Annotated in this window: 16 protein-coding genes; 6 read left to right on the forward strand and 10 right to left on the reverse strand. The window is 68.0% G+C overall.

Annotated elements, in window-relative coordinates:
- Positions 1–49: 49 nt before the first annotated feature.
- Positions 50–1027 carry a hypothetical protein gene (locus tag LSF15_RS06460; RefSeq protein ID WP_232497707.1) on the reverse strand — a complete coding sequence of 326 codons (978 nt, stop codon included), beginning with the start codon at positions 1025–1027 and terminating at the stop codon, positions 50–52.
- Positions 1028–1316: 289 nt separating this feature from the next.
- The gene (locus LSF15_RS06465) at positions 1317–2756 is read right to left on the reverse strand and encodes a CCA tRNA nucleotidyltransferase (protein ID WP_232497708.1); all 1440 of its coding nucleotides are present in this window, start codon (positions 2754–2756) and stop codon (positions 1317–1319) included.
- 101 nt (positions 2757–2857) lie between these two features.
- On the opposite strand from LSF15_RS06465, the gene LSF15_RS06470 reads away from it, so the two are divergent.
- From LSF15_RS06470 to LSF15_RS06495, 6 genes are all read left to right on the forward strand, one after another.
- The gene (locus LSF15_RS06470; RefSeq protein WP_232497709.1) at positions 2858–5371 is read left to right on the forward strand and encodes a DUF6049 family protein; all 2514 of its coding nucleotides are present in this window, start codon (positions 2858–2860) and stop codon (positions 5369–5371) included.
- Positions 5364–6983, forward strand: a complete 1620-nt coding sequence (gene murJ / locus LSF15_RS06475; protein ID WP_232497710.1) for a murein biosynthesis integral membrane protein MurJ — start codon at positions 5364–5366, stop codon at positions 6981–6983. The genes LSF15_RS06470 and murJ overlap by 8 nt, the downstream gene beginning before the upstream one ends.
- Before the next feature lie 172 nt (positions 6984–7155).
- Positions 7156–8172, forward strand: coding sequence for a thioredoxin-disulfide reductase (trxB, locus tag LSF15_RS06480; RefSeq protein WP_232497711.1), 1017 nt, complete (start codon positions 7156–7158; stop codon positions 8170–8172).
- Positions 8173–8235: 63 nt separating this feature from the next.
- The gene (trxA, locus tag LSF15_RS06485; RefSeq protein WP_232497712.1) at positions 8236–8559 is read left to right on the forward strand and encodes a thioredoxin; all 324 of its coding nucleotides are present in this window, start codon (positions 8236–8238) and stop codon (positions 8557–8559) included.
- Positions 8560–8753: 194 nt separating this feature from the next.
- Positions 8754–10076, forward strand: coding sequence for an aminotransferase-like domain-containing protein (locus tag LSF15_RS06490; RefSeq protein ID WP_232497713.1), 1323 nt, complete (start codon positions 8754–8756; stop codon positions 10074–10076).
- A gap of 17 nt (positions 10077–10093) precedes the next feature.
- Entirely contained in the window at positions 10094–11053 is a 960-nt protein-coding gene (locus LSF15_RS06495; RefSeq protein WP_232497714.1) for a D-alanine--D-alanine ligase family protein, read from the forward strand.
- A gap of 126 nt (positions 11054–11179) precedes the next feature.
- Here the strand turns inward: LSF15_RS06495 and LSF15_RS06500 are convergent, their stop codons facing one another.
- The 8 genes from LSF15_RS06500 to rpmH form a co-directional block, all read right to left on the reverse strand.
- Complete coding sequence (locus tag LSF15_RS06500) at positions 11180–12163, reverse strand: ParB/RepB/Spo0J family partition protein (RefSeq protein WP_232497715.1); 984 nt, start codon at positions 12161–12163, stop codon at positions 11180–11182.
- Entirely contained in the window at positions 12163–13080 is a 918-nt protein-coding gene (locus tag LSF15_RS06505) for a ParA family protein (RefSeq protein ID WP_308188443.1), read from the reverse strand. Before LSF15_RS06505 ends, LSF15_RS06500 begins: the two co-directional genes overlap by 1 nt.
- Positions 13081–16551: 3471 nt before the next feature.
- Positions 16552–17187 carry a 16S rRNA (guanine(527)-N(7))-methyltransferase RsmG gene (gene rsmG / locus LSF15_RS06510; RefSeq protein ID WP_232497716.1) on the reverse strand — a complete coding sequence of 212 codons (636 nt, stop codon included), beginning with the start codon at positions 17185–17187 and terminating at the stop codon, positions 16552–16554.
- Between the two features lie 16 nt (positions 17188–17203).
- A complete protein-coding gene (locus tag LSF15_RS06515) occupies positions 17204–17701 on the reverse strand; it encodes a Jag family protein (RefSeq protein WP_232497717.1) in 498 nt (165 codons plus the stop codon).
- A 2-nt stretch (positions 17702–17703) separates the two neighbouring features.
- The gene (yidC, locus tag LSF15_RS06520; RefSeq protein WP_232497718.1) at positions 17704–18663 is read right to left on the reverse strand and encodes a membrane protein insertase YidC; all 960 of its coding nucleotides are present in this window, start codon (positions 18661–18663) and stop codon (positions 17704–17706) included.
- A 9-nt stretch (positions 18664–18672) separates the two neighbouring features.
- Complete coding sequence (yidD, locus tag LSF15_RS19015) at positions 18673–19146, reverse strand: membrane protein insertion efficiency factor YidD (RefSeq protein ID WP_308188437.1); 474 nt, start codon at positions 19144–19146, stop codon at positions 18673–18675.
- Between the two features lie 2 nt (positions 19147–19148).
- Positions 19149–19532, reverse strand: a complete 384-nt coding sequence (rnpA, locus tag LSF15_RS06530) for a ribonuclease P protein component (protein WP_232497719.1) — start codon at positions 19530–19532, stop codon at positions 19149–19151.
- Positions 19533–19539: 7 nt separating this feature from the next.
- The gene (rpmH, locus tag LSF15_RS06535; RefSeq protein ID WP_055854070.1) at positions 19540–19677 is read right to left on the reverse strand and encodes a 50S ribosomal protein L34; all 138 of its coding nucleotides are present in this window, start codon (positions 19675–19677) and stop codon (positions 19540–19542) included.
- Between the last annotated feature and the right edge of the window lie 178 nt (positions 19678–19855).

The raw sequence follows: 19855 nt of genomic DNA on the forward strand, positions 1-19855 counted from the left end.
ATTCCCCCGAATGAGCCCCGGTTGTGGCACGAAAGCACCCTCGGGATGCTCATGGACGGGCACGACGGGGGAGGCCGAGGTCATCGAGCACCCCGGCCAAGCTCCGCGGACGCATCGCGGTCCTCCAATCCCAATGGGCCGAACGGCGGCGGTGCCGAGTGCCGATCCGCTGATCGCGCTTCTTCTCGTCCAGGATCACCTGCTCGACGGTTCGCCCGCCTCGATACCTCGGATCGAGGTACTTGAGGTCGCCGTCGAACTCACCGAAGGCGCCGAAATCGGGCCAGTCGAAGTCCACGCGATCGATGCCCCCGGCGGCCCGGTCGAAGACGACCTGCAGCTCCGGCGGCGGATACCCGAGCAGATGCATCTGGGCGCGACTCAAGGACTCGCCGGGCGACTCGGCGCGATGGTCGGCGAACTCGATCGCCCGCAGCGCGGCGCTTGCACCCGTACGCCGCCCGAACTCCCGGAGCCTCTGCGTGACCCGCTCGGCGGGAACCCCGCGCGCGACCACGAACGCCCCGGATCGCAGGAACGCTCCGGTCGAGGCATCCAGTGCGACGACCGCCCCGACGAAGTCACGGTCGCAGACAAGGTCGGTAACGGTCTGGAGGAGCCCGGTGACGAGGAAGCCGTTGCGCTCGACGACTTCGGCGGCGTCGAATGGCGTGCGACGCCAGCGAACTCCGTTCATCGAACGCGGGCGCGTCGACCGAGCGTCGACCAATTCGACCGCGTCGGGTGCCGGACCGATGCGGGGGATGCCCCACACGACCGCCGCGGCCTCATGCGAGAGCACGACTCGAGAGCGTCGGGTGCCGACGACCGCCTCAATTCGTGCGAGCTCGCCCCGGCGGGCGTTCGCCGCGGCGAGCTCTTCAGGGACTGCGTATGCTCCGGCTCGCACTCGGACGAGTGTTCCGGCGTTCACGCAGCGATGAGTGGTGCGCCGCGACGTGTCGAGGGAGGCGGGGTTCGCGCGGAATCGAAGCTCGACGGGAAGGTCGTCGTTCTGAACGCTCATCAGCCGATGGTGCCTCGTTCGTCGTGCCGACCATCCCGCTCGAAGCCGAGCTGTGAACGTTCTGGCCCCCGCCATCCCTGTGGAGGACCACTCTCTCCGTCACCACATCGCCTGCCTCCAACCCGCGCACCACGTTCCCGGGGTGCTTTCGCGCCAGAATCCGCCCGGGGTGCCCGCATTCTGGCACGAAAGCACCCTCGGAACGGGGGTGGGGCTCGCGCGAGGGCGGGAGCGAGAGCGGGAGGGCGGGAGCGCGGGAGGGCGGGAGCGCGGGAGCGCGGGAGCGCCGTCAGGCGCCGGCGGGCTCGCGCGACGCCCACCAGGCGCGCAGGCGCTCGGTCGCGGCATCCGTGCCGATCGGTCCCTCGTCGAGCCGTACCTCGAGCAGGAACTTGTAGGCCTCGCCGACGATCGGCCCGGGCGCCAGCCCGAGGATCGCCATGATCTGCTGCCCGTCGAGCTCGGGGCGCACGGCCGCGAGCTCCTCCTCTTCGGCGAGCACGGCGATGCGCTCCTCGAGATCGTCGTACGCGAACCCGAGCTGATCGGCCTTGCGGCGGTTGCGCGTCGTGACGTCGGCCCGCGAGACGATGTGCAGCCGCTCGAGCTGGTCGCCGGCGTCGCGCACGTATCGACGCACGGCCGAGTCGCTCCACGCTCCGTCGGTGTACCCGAAGAACCGCAGGTGCAGTTCGATGATGCGCGACACCGCAGCGATGGTGTCGTTGTCGAAGCGCAGCGCACGCAGGCGTTTGCGGGCGAGCTTCGCACCGACGACGTCGTGATGGTGGAAACTGACCGACCCGCCCGGCTCGTACCGCCTGGTCGCGGGCTTGCCGATGTCGTGCATCAGCGCTGCGAGGCGCACGACGAGGTCGGGGGAGTCGAGCACGCCGCGCGACTTCTCGTAGTCGATCGCCTGCTCGAGCACCATGATCGAGTGCTCGTACACGTCTTTGTGGCGGTGGTGCTCGTCGCGTTCGAGGCGCAGCGCGGGCACTTCGGGGATCACGAGGTCGGCGAGCCCCGATTCGACGAGCAGTCGGATGCCGCGGCGCGGCGCACCCGTCAGGAGCAGTTTCGACAGCTCATCGCGAACCCGCTCGGCGGAGATGCGTTCGATCGCGGGCGCGAGGTCGTCCATGGCCCTGCGCGTGGAGTCTTCGACCTCGAAGCCCAGCTGCGACGCGAAGCGTGCGGCGCGCAGCATGCGCAGCGGGTCGTCGCCGAAGGACTGCTCGGGCGCGGCGGGGGTGCGCAGCACGCCCGCCACGAGGTCTTCGACGCCGCCCGACGGGTCGACGAGCTCGAGCTTCGGCAGCCGCAGTGCGAGCGAATTCACGGTGAAGTCGCGGCGTGTGAGGTCGTCTTCCAGCGACGATCCGAACGCCACCTCGGGTTTGCGCGAGTCTCCGTCGTAGGCGTCGGCCCGGTAGGTGGTGATCTCGACGGTCTCGCCCGCGATCTTCGCGCCGATCGTGCCGAATGCGCGGCCGATGTCCCAGTGCGCCTCGGCGATGGGCTTCACGATCGCGAGGATCTCGTCGGGAGTGGCATCCGTCGTGAAATCGAGGTCGCTGACCGGTCGACCGAGGAAGGCGTCACGCACCGGGCCGCCGACGAGCGCGAGTTCGTGGCCCGATGCCTCGAATGCCGCGGCGAGCTTCGCCACGGTCGGCGAAGCCGCCAGCTCGCCCAGCCGGTCGAGGGCTGCCGCGACACTCTGCATGCCCCCATGTTAAGTGGAGTCGCCCGCGACGACCTGCGCGGCCCCCCTCCGCCTGTGGAGATCGAGCGGATACACGGGGGCCAACCCGTAGAATCGCGTGCATGTCCGACGAGTCGATTCCTGCGCGCGCGCCCGCAGAACGACTCCGGTCGACCGACGACTCGATTGCGGATGCCCCGTCCGCCGGTTCGGGCGCGATCGCAGAGGCCGAGATCGAGTCCGGTCCGCGCCGCCGGCGCGGTGTCGCCCTCGGCATCGCAGCCGCCGCGATCGTCGCGGTCATCGCCGCACCGCTCGGCGCCCTCGCCGTCTCCGACGCGCGCGGTACCGCTGAGACCTCGATCGATGCGGTCGGCGGCCCGGCCGCATCCGCTCGCCTTTCCGAGCCCACCGCCGACGTCGACGGCGTCGAGCTGCACATCGCGCCGACGGTCGACACCATCGTCACGACCGGCGCACCGCTGACCGTCAGCGTCGAGATCGAGAACGCGACGGCCGAGGCGCTCGCACCCGGAACCATGCGCCTGACCCGTGCCGAGGGCCCGATCGACGGCACCAGCGAGCTCGTTGCGTGGCTGGGTGCCCGAGGCGATGCCGCCGATGCGCCGGCCGGCGACGGGGTCGTCGTGCTCGAGGCCGAGTCGCGCGCGGTGGCCGCAGGATCGACCACGGTCGTGTCGTTCACGGTGCCCGCGAACGCGCTCGGCGCCGCCGACGACGGGCCGGTGCTCGGCCTCGGCGCCGAGATCGTGATCGACGGCATACTCGTCGCCTCGGCGGGCGCGGCGTTCGCGACCTCGACGGCGCCGGCTCCGAATCCGACGTCGCTCGCGATCGTCTACCCCCTGACGGTGCCCGCCGAACCGGCCGGGCTCTTCACGGCCGAGCAACTCGAGGAGTGGACCGCCCCCCTCGGCCTGCTCGATCGACAGCTCGACGCGGTCGCCGACAAGCGGGTGGCGATCGGCATCGACCCGCGCATCATCGCCTCGATCCGGGTGCTGGGAACGGCCGCTCCGGACTCCGCCGCGCGGTGGCTGGCACGACTCGGCAGCATCACGAACGAGACCTTCCCGCTTGCCTATGCCGATGCCGACGTGGCGTTGCAGGCGCAGCTCGACCTGCCCGGCCTGCTGGCGCCGACGACGTTCTCCGACGTGCTCGATCCCGATGCCTTCGCCGACGTCGAGCCACCCGTCGACGGTGCCGAGACGCCCACGCCGACGCCGACCGCCCCTGAGACCGGCGCGGCGACACCCGAACCGACCGACCCCGCAGATCCCACCGGCGTCCTGCCGACGACCGAGGAGATCCTCGCCTGGCCGTACACCCGCACCGACATCGCGTGGCCCGCCGATGACACGATCGCGACCGGCGACCTCGGCTACCTCGATGCGGCTGGACTCACCACCGCGATCGTCGCGCCGGGAAACGTCACCCCACTCGATGGCCGCGTCGACGCCGCGTCGGCCGTCGAGGGCTCGACCGCGGTCGTCGCCGATGCACGACTCACGGCGTCGCTGCGCTCGGCTTCGACCGCGTCGACCGAGACCGAGTGGCGTTCCGCTGCGGGCGGGCTGCTCGCAGAACTCGCGATCGACGCCGAGTCCGGCCGCCCGGCGACGATGCTCGCGACGTTCGACCGCGGCGCCTACGCGAACGCCGACCGCGTCGCCGACACGATCGACGAGGCGACCGGCAACGCCTGGGTGCGCCCCGCCGGCCTCTCCGATGCGATCGGCGCGCCGCCTGTCGCGCGCACGCTCGTCGATGAGCCCGAAGACGATCAGCGTCGCATCGCCGCAGAGCGCATGATCGCCGTCGAGGCCGAGGTCGACGCGTTCGCGACCGTGCTCGATGACCCCCGCCTGCTCACCGGACCGGTGCGGCGCGACCTGCTCGCACTGCTCGACGTCGCGTGGCTCGGCGACACCGGCGCGTGGAATGCCGCGATCAACACGTGGCTCACCGAACGACGGGCGACGCTCGATTCGGTGTCGGTGGTGCCGAGCAGCAGCGTGCTGGTCGTCGCCCGCGAGTCTCCGTTGCCGACGACGGTGCTCAACGCGCTGCCATACCCCGCGACGGTCATCGTCTCGGCCGACCCCTCCAACGGCCGGCTCATCGTCGAAGACAGCGTCGAGGTCACCGTCGGCGCCGAGTCGCGAAGCACCGTGCAGGTGCCGATCGCGGCCGGGGTCGGCCGCGGCGAGGTCACGATCGCCGTCTCGCTCGCCTCGCCCACTGGTGTGCCGGTGGGCGGCACGGTGAACGTCGAAGCGAATGTGCAGGCCGACTGGGAGGGCCTCGGCGCTGCGATCCTCGCGACCGCAGTCGCACTGTTCTTCGGCTTCGGCATCTGGCGCAACATCCGCCGTCGCCGCCGGCAGCGTGCCGAGGCGGCCGCCGGGGGCGCCGAGGTGTCCGAGAACGCCGAGACCCGTGAGACGACGGATGACGCGACTTCGGCGGATTCCGAACAACGCGAAGCCGAGGCATCCGATTCGACATCAACCGATCACGCGGATTCCGATTCGGATTCGTCCGGCCCCGCGACATCCGAAGGCGTAACCGATGAAACCCGCACCGATACCCCCGAGCCGCGGAATGACTGACGGCATCGGCCGCGCGAGCGCGTTCCTCGCGTCGGGCACCATCGTCTCGCGCCTCCTCGGGTTCGTGAAGGCGATCATCGTCGCCGCGACGATCGGCGTCGTCGGCTCGGCCGGCGCCGACGCGTTCGCCGTGGCCAATGCCCTGCCCAACACCGTGTACGTCATCGTGGCGGGCGGTGTGCTCAGCGCCGTGCTGGTGCCCCAGATCGTGCGCGCCGGCGCCCACGCCGACGGCGGCAGCGCCTACATCAACAAGCTGCTCACCGTCGCGCTCGTCATCCTCGCGGGCGCGACGATCCTGGCGACCGCGTTGGCGCCTCTGCTCACGCTGCTCTACGGCGCCACCCTGCCGCGGGCGACCCTCAACCTCGCGATCGCGTTCGCCTGGTGGTGCCTGCCGCAGATCTTCTTCTACGGCCTGTACACCCTGCTCGGCGAGGTGCTGAACGCCCGGCGCAGCTTCGGGCCGTTCACCTGGGTGCCGGTGCTCAACAACATCGTCGCGATCGCGGGCCTGCTCGTGTTCGCGTGGGCGTTCGGCGTCGACCCGAGCGGTGCCCGCGCGGCCGACGAGTGGACCCCCGCGATGATCGCGGTGCTGGCCGGATCGGCCACGCTCGGCATCGCCGCGCAGGCACTCGTGCTGTTCTGGTTCTGGCGGCGCATCGGCCTGCGCTACCGCCCCGACTTCGTCTGGCGCGGCGTCGGACTGGGCACCGCGGGGCGCATGGCGGGGTGGACCTTCGGCATGCTGCTGCTCACGACGCTCGCCGGCATCGTGCAGACCCTCGTGCTCGGCACGGCATCGGGCGAGAACGCGTCGATCGCGGCCGTCGACTACGCCTGGCTCATCTTCATGCTGCCGCACTCGGTGATCACGGTGTCGATCGCGACGGCCTACTTCACCCGCATGAGCGAACATGCGGCGGCCGACGACCTCGACCGGGTGCGCGACGACCTGTCGGGCGCGATCCGCGGCATCACGCTCATCATCAACCTCGCGGCTGCGGTACTGCTCGTCATCGCCTACCCGTTCGCCGCGGTGTTCGAGCGGGCGAGCTTCGCCGACACCGCCGCGCTCGGCAACGTGGTCATCGCATTCACGCTCGGGCTCGTGCCGTTCTCGACGCTGTTCGTCGTGCAGCGCACGTTCTACGCGCTCGGCGACACCCGCACGCCGTTCCGCTTCACGCTGTTCCAGGTCGTCGTGTTCATCGCGGGCGCAATCGCCTGCCTCGCCCTGCCGAAAGACGTTCTCGCCGCAGGCATCGCCCTCGTGACGACCATCGCCTGCATCGCCCAGCTCATGCTTGCTTCGTGGCTGCTGCGCCGCCGCCTGCACACGCTCGACGCTGCCCGCATCGCGCGTGGGTTCGGACGATCGTTCCTCGCCCTCGTGCTGCCGCTGGCCGCCGGAATCGGGCTCCTCGTGCTGCTCGGGGGCACCACCGACGGCGGGTTCGCGGTCTCGGGCATCCTCGGATCGATCGTCACGATGGCGATCATCGGCACGGTCATGGCGGCGCTCTACTTCGCCGGGCTCTGGCTGTTGCGCTCGCCCGAGCTGCGCGGGTTCGCCGAGCCGCTCGTCGACCGGCTGCGCCGGGGCTGATCGGCGACCGGGCCATGGCCGCTCGCTGCGGTCAGCACGCGTCAGGCGGCATCCGGCACACTCGCGACGCACGAGCGGGCGCTGGAATAGCCGCCGCCTAGACTGTGTTGACCATGGCGTGACATCCGGATGATTCGGATGCCACACCTACGAGAGCACAGGGAGCAAACCGTTGCGCGACATCATCATCATCGGCTCAGGCCCGGCCGGGTTCACGGCCGCGATCTACGCCGCTCGTGCTGAGCTGAAGCCGCTGCTCATCGCGAGCTCGGTCGAGATCGGCGGCGAGCTGATGAACACGACCGAGGTCGAGAACTTCCCCGGGTTCCCCGAGGGCATCATGGGTCCCGACCTGATGGCGAAACTGCAGGCGCAGGCCGAGCGGTTCGGCACCGAGGTCGTCTACGACGACGTGGTCGAGCTCGAACTCGACGGCCCGGTCAAGCGCGTGAAGCTCGGCAACGGCGAGACGCACGAGGCCGCGGCGCTCATCTACGCGACGGGCTCGGCGTACCGCAAGCTCGGGCTGCCCGAAGAAGAGGTGCTCTCGGGCCACGGCCTCTCGTGGTGCGCCACGTGCGACGGCTTCTTCTTCCGCCAGAAGACCATCGCGGTCGTCGGCGGCGGCGACTCGGCCATGGAGGAGGCGACGTTCCTCACCCGTTTCGCCGACAAGGTCTACGTGATCCACCGCCGCGACACGCTCAAGGCCTCGAAGATCATGCAGCAGCGTGCGTTCGACAACGAGAAGATCGAGTTCATCTGGAATGCCGAGATCGCCGCCATCCACGGCACCACCGCGGTCACCGGCGTCACCCTGCGCGACACGGTCACCGGTGACGAGCGCGGCCTCGACCTCGACGGCCTGTTCGTCGCGATCGGCAACGACCCGCGCACGCACCTGGTGCACGGCAAGCTCGAACTCACCCCCGAAGGCACCATCGCCGTCGAGGGCCGCACGTCGAAGACGAGCCTCCCCGGCGTGTTCGCGGCGGGCGACGTCACCGACCCGCACTACCGCCAGGCGGTCACCGCCGCCGGCTCTGGCACGGTCGCCGCGCTCGACGCCGAACAGTACCTGGCCGCGCTCCCAAAAGCGCCTGAGGCCGAGGTCGCCGCCGCCGCGACATCCGTCGCCGAGGCCGAAGCGGTCGAAGCGGTCGAAGCCGAGTTCGCCGTCGTGAATTGACGCGGCGCGACATCCGACCACCGGCGAAGCCGGTTCCCTGATTTCCACCCAAAGGAGAACGCAATGACTGCACGTGCAGTGACCGAGGCCACCTTCGAGCAGGAGGTACTCAACAACGACAAGGCTGTGCTCGTGGACTTCTGGGCCGAATGGTGCGGCCCGTGTCGCGCCGTCAGCCCGATCCTCGACCAGATCGCGACCGAGCACTCAGAGAAGCTCGACATCGTGAAGCTCAACGTCGACGAGAACCCGGGTCTCGCGATGAAGTACCAGATCACCGCGATTCCCGCGTTCAAGGTGTTCGAGAAGGGCGAGGTCGTGAAGACCGTCATCGGCGCAAAGCCGAAGCCCGCTCTCGAGGCCGACCTCGCCGCCTACATCTCGTAGTCGGCGGTCTCGCTTCACCCAGACCCGTCCGGCGAAAGCCGGGCGGGTCTTTCGCGTCCCCGCTTCGTGTGTCCGCCCTCGCGATCGCCCGCGAATCGGCGTTCGAGCAGCGGATGTCGCGGCGCGACGCCCCCGGACGACCACCCCGAACCCACCAACTACCATTGAAATCCTGAGCAGAACGGAACAGTGCAGTGGCATCTGACGGCGTCCCCCAGCGGACCGGCAACAATCTCGACCCTTGGTACGCGAATTACGCCGAGCGAGCCGCCGGGCTGGCCGCCTCTGAAGTCCGAGCCCTCTTCGCCGTCGCCTCACGGCCCGAGGTCGTGTCACTGGCCGGCGGCATGCCGTACGTCTCCGCGCTTCCGCATGAGCTCATCGTCTCCTCGATGGAGAAGGTCATGCGCGAGCGCGGGGCGGTCGCGCTGCAATATGGCTCTGGCCAGGGAATTCCCGAGCTGCGCGAACAGATCCTCGAGGTCATGGCGATCGAGGGCATTCACGGAACCGTCGACAACGTCGTGACCGCGACCGGCTCGCAGCAGGCCCTCGACCTCGTCGCGAAGCTCTTCATCGATCCCGGCGATGTGATCCTCGCCGAATCGCCGAGCTACGTCGGCGCTCTGGGCATCTTCCGCTCCTACCAGGCGAACGTCGCGCATGTCGCAACCGATGAGCACGGCCTCATCCCCGAGGCGCTTCGGCAGACGATCGCCGCGTTGCGCGGTCAGGGCCGCCGCATCAAGTTCCTCTACACGATCCCGAACTTCCACAACCCTGCCGGCGTCACGCTCTCGGCCGAGCGGCGCCCCGAGATCCTCGAGATCTGTCGGTCGAACGAGATCCTCGTGCTCGAAGACAACCCCTACGGCCTGCTGCACTTCGACGAGCCCGCGCCGAACGCGCTCCGCTCCCTCGACCCCGAAGGCGTCATCTACCTGGGGTCGTTCTCGAAGACGCTCGCGCCCGGATTTCGAGTGGGGTGGGCGCTCGCGCCGCACGCCATCCGCGAGAAGCTCATCCTCGCCGCCGAGTCGGCGATCCTCTCGCCCAGCTCCTTCAGCCAGATGGTGGTGTCGGAGTATCTGGCCACGGCCGACTGGCGCGCGCAGATCGACACGTTCCGCGGGGTGTACCGCGAACGCAAGGACGCGATGATCGAAGCGCTGGGGGAGCATCTGCCCCAGCTCAGCTGGACGAATCCGAACGGCGGGTTCTACGTCTGGGTCACCATGCCCGACGTGCTCGATTCGAAGCAGATGCTGCCGCGTGCCGTGAAGGAGCTCGTCGCCTACACCCCTGGAACCGCGTTCTTCGCCGACGGTCGGGGTCGGCATGCGATGCGTCTCTCGTTCTGCTATCCGACCCCCGAAGCCATCCGCCTCGGCGTACGGCGCCTCGCGACCGTCGTGAACGGCGAACTCGATCTGCTCGACACGTTCGCCGGCACCGGCACGCTGCAGCTTCCGCCGACCTCGGGCTACGAATCCGCGCCGCCATCCGACCTGAAGTAGTGGAGAAACTCCTGATCATGAGCGAATCTAACGCGTTGTCTGTTGTCGTTCTCGCCGGCGGGATCTCGCATGAACGCGACGTGTCACTGCGTTCCGGTCGCAGGGTCGCCGACGCGCTGACCGCAGCCGGGCATCGAGTGGTGCTTCGCGATCCCGATGCCTCACTGCTCCCGTTCCTCGCCTCGGAGCGTCCCGACGTCGTGTTCCCGGCGTTGCATGGATCGAGCGGTGAAGACGGGTCGCTGCTCGACCTGCTGGCGGGGCTCGGCCTCGCGGTCGTCGGTTCGAGTGGCGCCGCGGCCCGCCGGGCCTGGTCCAAGCCGGTTGCGAGCTCGCTCGTCGATACCGCGGGCCTGTCGGTGCCCGAGTCCATCGTGCTTTCACATGAGGCGTTTCGCGAGCTCGGAGCCGCGAGCGTGCTGAAGGTCGTCCTCGAGCGGCTCGAGGGTGATCTGGTCGTGAAACCCGCTTCAGGCGGTTCGGCACAGGGCGTGAGTATCGTCGAGAGCCCCGACGGGCTGCCGCGTGCGATGGTCGAAGCGTTCACCTACGCCGATGTCGCGGTCGTCGAGCGCCGCGTGTTCGGCACCGAGGTCGCCGTGACCGTCGTCGACAGCGGCGACGGTCCTCGTGCCCTCCCCGCGGTCGAGATCGAGCCGACTGCCGGCGTCTACAGCTTCCAGGCTCGTTACAACGCCGGCGAGACCACGTTCTATGCGCCGTCGCGACTTGACGATTCCGTGATCGCCGCCGCATCCGACGCGGCGATCCTCGCCCACCGCACGCTCGGGTTGCGCGACCTGTCGCGCATCGACTTCATCGTCGATCGCGAGGGACGACCGTGGTTCCTCGAGGCGAACGTGATTCCCGGTCTCACCGAGACGTCGCTCGTTCCGCTCGCCATCGAAGCGTCTGGTTCGACGGCGTCCGCACTGTACGGCGAGCTCGTGCGGGGCGCCGTTTCGCGAGCCGCGTAGCCGCACGGAAGACGCGATGCGGGGGCGACATCGTCGCCCCCGCATCGTTCACGTCTTCTCACGCTTCGCCGGGCCGCATCGTCGGCGTTTCAGTTCGTCAGGAACGATCCTGCGAGCGGCTCCGTCTCACACGCCGTCGAGCTCTTCGCCCAGCTCGGTCAGGATCCTTCGCAGATCCTGGACGGTAGCGAAATCTATGCTGATCTGGCCTTTCCGGGAGCCCAGAGCGATCTTCACACGAGTGTTGAGCCGGTCACCCAGGCGGGTGGCCAGATCGTCGAGGAAATCCTGCCGCTTGCCTGCGGCGGGCTTCGCTCGCATCGCCTTCGGTTCCTTTGTGGCGAGCGACTCCGCCGCACGCACCGAGAGCTCCTCGTTCACGATCTTGTCGGCGAACCGCTGCATCTCGTCGGGGTCGCCGACCGACAGGATGGCTCGAGCATGGCCGGCCGAAAGCACGCCCGCCGCGACCCTGAGCTGCACCGGCTCGGGCAGCTTGAGCAGTCGCAACGTGTTCGAGATCTGCGGCCTGGATCGCCCGATACGGCTCGCCAGTTCTTCCTGCGTGATGCCGAAGTCGGCGAGCAGTTGCTGGTATGCCGAGGCCTCTTCAAGGGGGTTGAGCTGCGACCGGTGCAGGTTCTCGAGCAGCGCATCGCGCAGCATGTCTTCATTGGCCGTGTCCTTGACGACGGCGGGAATCGATCCGAGGCCGGCCTCCTTCGTCGCGCGCAGGCGACGTTCACCCATGACGAGCTCGTACTTGCCGGGCAGGTCGGGGTGCGGTCGGACGACGATCGGCTGCAGCACCCCGAACTCGCGGACGCTGTGCACGAGTTCGGCGAGGTCCTCAGGGTCGAACACGCTGCGCGGCTGCTGGGCGTTCGGCAGGATGTCGACGGGGTTGAGTCGGGCGAGGTGCGCGCCCGGGACGGTAACCAGTCCGCCCTCTGCAGCGGCGGCCTGCTCGACGGCCGCGATCGCCGTCGCCGGGGTGGAGTCAGCGTCGGGGAAGAAGACGTCGACGGGTCGCGATGACCGCATGCCGTCGTCGCCGCTCGGGATCAGCGCGCCGATGCCTCGGCCGAGTCCGGTTCGCTTCGTTGCCATCAGTTCGACTCCTGGGGTTGTGCAGCGCCGCGCTGTGCGATCTCAGCGGCTGCCTCACGATAGGACAGTGATCCGCTCGACGCATAGTCGTAGCTGATCACGCTTTGGCCGTAGCTCGGCGCCTCCGACACACGTACCGAGCGCGGAATGATCGTCGACAGCGTCTGGCCCGGAAAATGGTCGCGCACTTCTTGTGCCACCTGTTGCGCGAGGTTCGTTCGCGAGTCGTACATGGTCAGGAGGATCGTCGACAGGCGCAACTCGGGGTTGAGGTGCTTCTCGATGAGCTCGATGTTGCTGAGCAGTTGCGACAACCCTTCGAGCGCGTAGTACTCGCACTGAATGGGGATGAGCACCTCACGTGCGGCGACGAACGCGTTGATCGTGAGTAGGCCGAGCGAAGGCGGGCAATCGATGAAGACGTAGTCGTAGGGGTGTTCCATCGTCGCGAGGTGGGCATCGAGGGCTCGACGAAGGCGCTGTTCGCGCGCCACGAGTGAGACCAATTCGATCTCAGCACCCGCGAGGTGGATGGTGGCCGGCACGCAATCGAGTCGCTCATGCTCGGCAGACAACTGCACGACGTCGGCGAGCGGCAGATCCGCGACGAGCACTTCGTAGACGCTCTGCCGATCGGAGCGGTGGTCCACACCGAGCGCGGTCGACGCGTTTCCCTGCGGATCAAGGTCGATGACGAGGACCTTTGCACCCGAGCGAGCGAGCGCCGCCGCCAGATTGACGGCGGTCGTCGTCTTGCCGACGCCGCCCTTCTGGTTCGAGATGGTGAGCACCCGAGTCGCCGGGGGGAGTGGGAGTTCAGCCTCCTCGAGCGCAATGCGCCGACGTGTCTCATCGGCAAGTTCGTAGGCCAGGGGAGTTCCTCCGTGATCGAGCAATGTTTCACGTGAAACATCGATGGTGGTTGGGGCCGGAGCCTGGTTGGCATCGGCAATTGGGGCTGGGTCTGAGGGGGCTGTCGGTTGAAGCACGGCCCCGCTGAGTCGTGGCACCGGTGCGTGGCCGGCGACAGCTGGCTCGATGGGAGCCGGGGCGGCAGCGGTGTCGGAAGCCTCTGGCGGACCAGCCTCTGCAGGATGGTTCCGCGCCGCATCAGCGAGTGCAACCGCCGAGGGTGCTTGCGATGCGGAACCAGAGCCCTCGCCTTCGCCCTCGACCGACGCCGATGATTCGAGTGACGCTGCAGGCTCGGCTGGGGGAGTAACCGTCGTCTGGGATGCCGCGTCGTGCGGCTTCTCGACACTCCCGGATTCGTCGCCGGGGGACTGGGCGTCGGGAGCGTTGTCGTCGTGGTTCGTCAGGCGAGGTGTGTACAGCGACGACGCCGTGTCGACTGCTGCGTCGCCGACGATCTCACGGATGAGATCTTCGAGCAGCTGGTCGGGTGCGGCGTGTGCATCGAGCGTGCTCGAGCTGCTCGGCCGACGCACGGCGTCGCCGTCACCACTGAGTGCTGCCGCCGTCTCGGCGTCCCAGTCGATACCCGGATTCGCTGTGCTTGCATCGTCGATGTGGTGGCCGGCCGCGGGTGCCGACGAGATCTCGGTGCGGTCACCATCGAGCGTTCCGGCGGACTCCTGATTCGAAGAAGTGAGCGCAGCGGACGAGGGCGGCACCGCGCGAGCGCCGTCGGTCACCTGGGTCTCGGGCGGCATGGGTACGGACTGAGGTTCGAGGGCAGCCGGCCGTTCGCCCTGGAGATGAGCCGGAGTGAGGAGATACCCGGCCGAGGAAGATCCAGTCTGCGTCGGCTGTGCTGCATCGGCGGGTGCTTCCGGCGCGCTCGTATTCTCGGGCACCGGTGGGTCGGCGGGTTGTGAGCGCCTCCGGTGGAACCAGCCACGCCCCCCGCCAGGTGTCATGCCGTTCGCTCCTTTTGCCCGTCTGGCGTCGATCCCCACGAAGATCGGGTCGACCCGAGTGTCAAGCTTAACCGGCTCCTCCGACGGGGGCCTCGGAATCGGTGCATTCGTTGGAAATGCCCTGGTTCTCTGTGGCTGCTCGTCTCGGGAGCCGTGGGAGTGTTTCACGTGAAACGTCGGCGCTTCGTTCCTGAGGCAACGCCGAAGCAGTGTTTCACGTGAAACGTCGGCACTTCGTTCCTGGAGTAAACGCCGAAGCAGTGTTTCACGTGAAACGTCGGCTGGACGACCGATTTGTTGCCGTGCCGACGTGTTGCCGTGCCGACGTGATGCCGTGCCGGGGGAGCGTGGTTGCACGCCTGGGTTCCACCGCGCCTGCGTCGAGGGTTGTCCAATCGTGGCCGGAATCTGGACTGCCTTCCCTGAGTCGCAGAGAGATGACCGCCCACCAGATCGCCGGAGATCATGCGCGTGCGACTGCGTGCGTTGAAGCGATTGTGGTCGCCTGTCGGGTTGGGGGGTTCGTCGCGCTGACTCGCAAGAAGAGCCGCCGGCTACCCGCGTCTCGGGTGCTGCCTCGCGCGGTCTCGCGGCCGGATTGGGCGGTGATGCTGCCGCGCCGTCGAGCGCGACCGAACGACCGCGCTCGGGCACGACAACTCGCGACACTGACTTATGGGATATGGACTCCCTCACCGCGCCTGCAGCGTTCGCGGTGCCAGGTCCCTCACGCGTCGATGCAGCGCCGCAGCACAGAGCCACCGGGACGACTCGCGAGGGGTGGTCACGGGATTCAGCGAGAGCCGGGCGATCGTGATTCTGTCGAAGGTGACGTCGGTGGGTGACCGCCCTTCCGCCGCCAACTATCGGTGTCGGCGGAGCGGCTCCCGGTGGCTCTTCGACGGGGATCGCTGCAAGGTGCAGTATCCACGCACCCCGAGGTTCGTGGGGACGCGATCGAATCCGAGGTCGTTCATTCCCGGCATCTCTGAAGCGAGGTTCAGCCGCGGATGAGGGGTCGGGGATTCGCCCTCCCGTTTGTGCTCGACCCTTTTGGGCGGCCGACCTGGGTCGAACTCACCGAACAGGATTCGATGGTGTCCAAGCCCGTGGGAGCACGAATGGCGACCCAGCGCGAAATCTGGCTCGGCGCGAGACGTTTCACGTGAAACATCTCGCGCCCAACGGACTCCGCCTGGCCGGTGGGCGGCCCTACGGAAGGTGGGCAGTCCTGCGGCAGGTGCGGCGCCACACCAGTGTGCGGATTGCGTAGTTCTCGTTGGCAACGTACCTGTCGCGGTCGCCCACAGTCCGTCGCACCGACCGATGGGCGCAGCGCCGAGACCACGAGGCCACCATCGAGAGTTGAGACGTCCCGATGGGCTCGACTCTCGCGATTACAGGCGCCGATTTCGCCTCGGCGCGCGGCTCCAGTGACGTTGACGTGGCGCCGGGCCCACTCAGTGTCGATGGAGCGCGACGGGTCGGCTCGGCCTCGAGTGGACGCCCGGCCCGCGAGTCGACCTGAATCTCTACTCGACCTGATACGTGACGGCTGACAGAAGGGCATCGCGCATACATGATCCTTTGCGTCTACCTGGCGTCGATCGATCGGTCACCTCGCCTGCGCGTCGGAGCGTGAGCTTCGTGTCAGCCGCGAATGGACTCCCTTGACGGATGCGGCTTGCGCGAGTGAATTCGGGGGTACGCGTCGCGACGACCGACCGGTCCGCGTCGATGGCCGGGGTGGTACCCATTTGGTCGCGACAGGCACCAGCGCGGTTCGACGCGGCTGCGGCGAAGCGCAGTTCGACGACCTGGCGTTGCCGAACCCGCACGAAGTGCACGACGGCCAGATTGCCGGCCGCGCCAACGGGCTGCATTCGGGATCCGTGTGCTCGGAGACCTGGCGGAAGTGGGTGGCGCGAGTCGGGTCGGATCCGGTGGCGGCCCGCCCTCGATCGGGTTGCTCGCCGCCGCCTTCGGTCGAGCCGCTCGCCATGTGCAGGGAGACACGCGCCCACGACTGACGTATGGCTGCACGCCCGACTGCACGGTCGCGTCGCCACCGCCCCTCGCGGTCTCTTACGGACATCACGGGCTGTCGGGCTCGCGCACGTCGGCGGCGAGGTCATCCCTTGCACCGCTGCAACTCGAGGCTGAGGTTGGACTGAGACCAATCTGGAGACCCCACCTCCACAAGGTGCACCTGACGTGACGTCGACCCCCACCGAGGAACTGCGGCACCGAGACGCTCGGAATCTCCGAGCCCAGCGACCCCGGGGCCACAATGTTTCACGTGAAACGTGGTGAAAGCGAGACGGGAGGGACGAGCCTCGATCGCGTCACACCGTTCCTCACACGCATCAACGCGGGAAGTCGCGAGAACGAGCACCACGCGAGCACGACGCGACACGACACGACCAAGCCACAAGCAAGCCACGAGCACGAGCACGAGCACGCCTCGAACCACTCAGAGCCTGCTCTTGCGGCCCAGGCAGCGCCAGTTCAGCCGACAGTCGCCCGGAACACCCGCGTGACCTCGTTCGCCGGCACGACACCCTCGCCGAGGACAAGCACCTCAACGTCACGCAGCTTGTACTTGCGAATCGCCTTTTCAGCCGCGCCGATCTCGCCGTCGACACCGGCACCCTTCATGAGCACCAGTTCACCGCCGGCCCTGAGCAGGGGAGCGGTCACGGGGATCAAGGTGCGCAAGGCACTGACGGCTCGAGCGGTCACCTGGTCGAGCGAATCGAACAGCTTCGATTCCTCGGCGCGAGCCCGCACGACGGTGACGTTCGCCAGCTCGAGCTCGTTCACCTGCCGCTCGAGCCAAGCAACGCGGCGTTCCATCGGCTCGATGAGCGTGAACGACACGTCGGGGCGAGTGATCGCCAGCACGAGACCGGGCAGGCCGGCGCCCGACCCGACGTCACCGACGCGCCCAGGCCGCATGAGCGGTGCCACGAGCGCACTGTTGAGCACATGCCGGGTCCACAGGCGGGGGAGTTCGAGGGGACCGATCAGGCCCAGCTCCTCGCCGTGGCGCGCAAGTGAGGTGGTGAACGCCCGGCCCGCTTCGAGGTGGTCGCCGAAGAGTTCGGCAGCGGCGTCCGGCTCGGGCTCGAGTCCGTCGATCATCGTTTCACGTGAAACGTCAGCCGACGCGGGTGATGACCGTGTGCCGGTCGGCACCCTCGCCGTTCGACTCCGAGTGGAAGCCGCGCTCGGCGACGAGGTCGTGCACGAGCTTGCGCTCGTAGGACGACATCGGCGGGAGTGCGGCAGAAGCAGCACCGCCCTCGATTCGCTCGATGGCCCGGGAAACGAGCATGGCCAACTCATCGCGGCGCGCGTCGCGCGAGCCGCCGATGTCGAGGATCAGCCGCGAGAACACGCCGGTCTTCGTCTGCACCGCCAGTCGGGTGAGCTCCTGCAGCGCGCTGACGGTATCGGGCTTCGAGAGCATGTTCAGGTTGGCGCCCTCGCCTGCGTTCACCGAGATGTACGCCCGGCCGTTGCGCGCATCGATATCGATGTCGCCGTCGAGGTCGGTGATGTCGAGGAGTTCCTCGATGTAGTCGGCGGCGATGTCGCCTTCTTCTTCGAGTTGTGCGGTCGATCGGTGCTCGGCGTCGTGTTGAACGTCAGTCATGTCTACTTCCCCTGCTTCTTCGCGCGCGACTTGCTGATCGGCTGCTGGCGCTGAGTCTTCTTGGGCTCCTCCACGACGATCACGTCACCTGACGCATCGTCGACGACGAGCTTGCCCTTCTTCGCGAGGCGCGCCTCGCGGGCCTTGGCGGCCTCGCTGCCGGGAGTCGGCATGTTGCGGATGACGACGAACTGCTGACCCATGGTCCAGAAGTTCGAGACGAGCCAGTAGAACATCACGCCGATGGGGAAGGCGACACCCGAGAACGCGAACACGAGGGGGAGCAGGTACAAGAGGATGCGCTGCTGTCGGAACATCGGGCTCGCCTTGGTCTCGGGCGACATGTTCTTCGAGACGATCTGCAGCTGCGTGATGAACTGCGAGGCGGTCATCAGCACGATCATGACCGAGGCGACCACCATGACCTGCCACGGCTGGAAATTGTTGTTCCACGCGTTGATGAAGGTGTCGCTCAGCGGTGCTCCGAGGAACTCGGCGTTCGAGAACGACTCCGCCAGTGTCGGGGTCAGCACGCCGACACCGCCGCGTTCGGCATGGATCGACGCGTCGTTGAGCACCGAGAAGAGGCCGAAGAAGATCGGCATCTGCAGCAGCAGCGGCAGGCACGACGAGAGCGGGTTGGTGCCCGTCTTCTTGTAGAGCTCCATGGTCTCGCGCGACATCGCCTCACGCGAGAACTGGTCCTTCTTGCCCTTGTACTTGTCTTGGATCTTCTTCAGCTGCGGTGCGACCTCGAGCATGCGCCGCTGGCTCTTGATCTGGCGCACGAAGATCGGAATCAGCGCGGCTCGCACGACGATGACGAGGCCGACGATCGACAGCACCCAGGTGGCGCCCGCGTTCGGGTCGAGTCCGACGAACGTCCACAGGGAGTGGAACGCGACGAGGATCAGCTCGATGACCCATTTGATGGGCCAGAGGATGATGCTGATGATGTCCATGGAGCTGGATCAGTCCTTTCGGGACACTGCGGCGTTGGAGGTGGCGAAGACCGCATCGCGCCGAAGCGCGACCGGTGCGACGTTCAGGTGATCGGATGCCCCGTGCGCGAGATGTTCGTGCGGGTGGCCGTCACCGTGAAGGTGAGAGATCGGTGCGCCGGCAGGGACATCCGTCATGGAAACGCCGCCGGCCGGTACGACCCAGCCGAAGGGGGTGACGCGGTAGCGGCCGTGCTGAGCGGCGCGGACGTCGTCGATGCCGCCGGCCGACCAGGGGTTGCACCGAACGATGCGCCAGGCGGTGAGCAGTGAACCGATGACGAGCCCTCGTTGCTGAATGGAGCCGAGCCCATAGGCGGAGCACGAGGGGTGGTACCTGCAGACATCCCCGTAAAGCGGCGAGATGACGGCGCGGTACGCGCGGATCAACAGCACCCCGAGGTTTCGGGGGATGAGGAGCACGAACAGGGCAGCGGTGCGCATCGTCACTCGCCTTTCGCGGGAGCAGCGAGGGAGCTCGCAGAAGCGCGCTCCCGGGCGCGACGATTCGCCACTGCGGCGAACACCTCGGACCGCAGGGCGGCCCAATCGGCCGCGGCCGCCGAGGGGAGGGCACGCACCACGATGTCGACGCCCGCCACGTCGTCGCAGAGCGCCTCGGAGCACGCGGCCTTCAGCCGACGACGGACGAGATTGCGGCGCACGGCGCCCCCGACCTTCTTCGAGACGATGAAGCCGAAGCGTGCGTCGGTGCCCGACTCCCGTGCGCGCAGGTAGCTCACGGTGTGGGTACCCGCGACCTTCGCACCTCTGCGCACGATGACCCGATAGTCGTCGGCGCTCGTGATGCGATTGGCTTTGGCGAGCACCGAAAGACTACGCGGAGAGTTCGGTGCGGCCCTTGGAGCGGCGTGCCGAGAGGATGGCACGACCGGCGCGGGTGCGCATGCGAAGGCGGAAGCCGTGCTTCTTGGCACGACGACGGTTGTTCGGCTGGAACGTACGCTTGCTCATTCTTCTTCTCCGGCTGTTGGATCTCCTCGCCGGGAAGCAGCTGCGACAGGTGGTGCAGCGCGATGGCGGGAAAACTGGGTGCCCGAAAGGGCTGGGGTCAACTGATTAAAACTACGGCCTCCGTGGCTCAGGGTCAAACCGAGGAGCCGCGTGTGAGGCGCAGATCGAACCCCACAGT

It is taken from the genome of Agromyces humatus, from assembly GCF_021228295.1.
Classification (GTDB): Bacteria; Actinomycetota; Actinomycetes; order Actinomycetales; family Microbacteriaceae; genus Agromyces; species Agromyces humatus.

Coding starts and splice junctions, on each gene's coding strand:
- LSF15_RS06460 (WP_232497707.1), bottom strand. CDS start 1,027: ATGAGCGTTCAGAACGACGACCTTCCCGTCGAGCTTCGATTCCGCGCG.
- LSF15_RS06465 (WP_232497708.1), bottom strand. CDS start 2,756: ATGCAGAGTGTCGCGGCAGCCCTCGACCGGCTGGGCGAGCTGGCGGCT.
- LSF15_RS06470 (WP_232497709.1), top strand. CDS start 2,858: ATGTCCGACGAGTCGATTCCTGCGCGCGCGCCCGCAGAACGACTCCGG.
- murJ (WP_232497710.1), top strand. CDS start 5,364: ATGACTGACGGCATCGGCCGCGCGAGCGCGTTCCTCGCGTCGGGCACC.
- trxA (WP_232497712.1), top strand. CDS start 8,236: ATGACTGCACGTGCAGTGACCGAGGCCACCTTCGAGCAGGAGGTACTC.
- LSF15_RS06495 (WP_232497714.1), top strand. CDS start 10,094: ATGAGCGAATCTAACGCGTTGTCTGTTGTCGTTCTCGCCGGCGGGATC.
- LSF15_RS06500 (WP_232497715.1), bottom strand. CDS start 12,163: ATGGCAACGAAGCGAACCGGACTCGGCCGAGGCATCGGCGCGCTGATC.
- rsmG (WP_232497716.1), bottom strand. CDS start 17,187: ATGATCGACGGACTCGAGCCCGAGCCGGACGCCGCTGCCGAACTCTTC.
- LSF15_RS06515 (WP_232497717.1), bottom strand. CDS start 17,701: ATGACTGACGTTCAACACGACGCCGAGCACCGATCGACCGCACAACTC.
- yidC (WP_232497718.1), bottom strand. CDS start 18,663: ATGGACATCATCAGCATCATCCTCTGGCCCATCAAATGGGTCATCGAG.
- yidD (WP_308188437.1), bottom strand. CDS start 19,146: ATGCGCACCGCTGCCCTGTTCGTGCTCCTCATCCCCCGAAACCTCGGG.
- rpmH (WP_055854070.1), bottom strand. CDS start 19,677: ATGAGCAAGCGTACGTTCCAGCCGAACAACCGTCGTCGTGCCAAGAAG.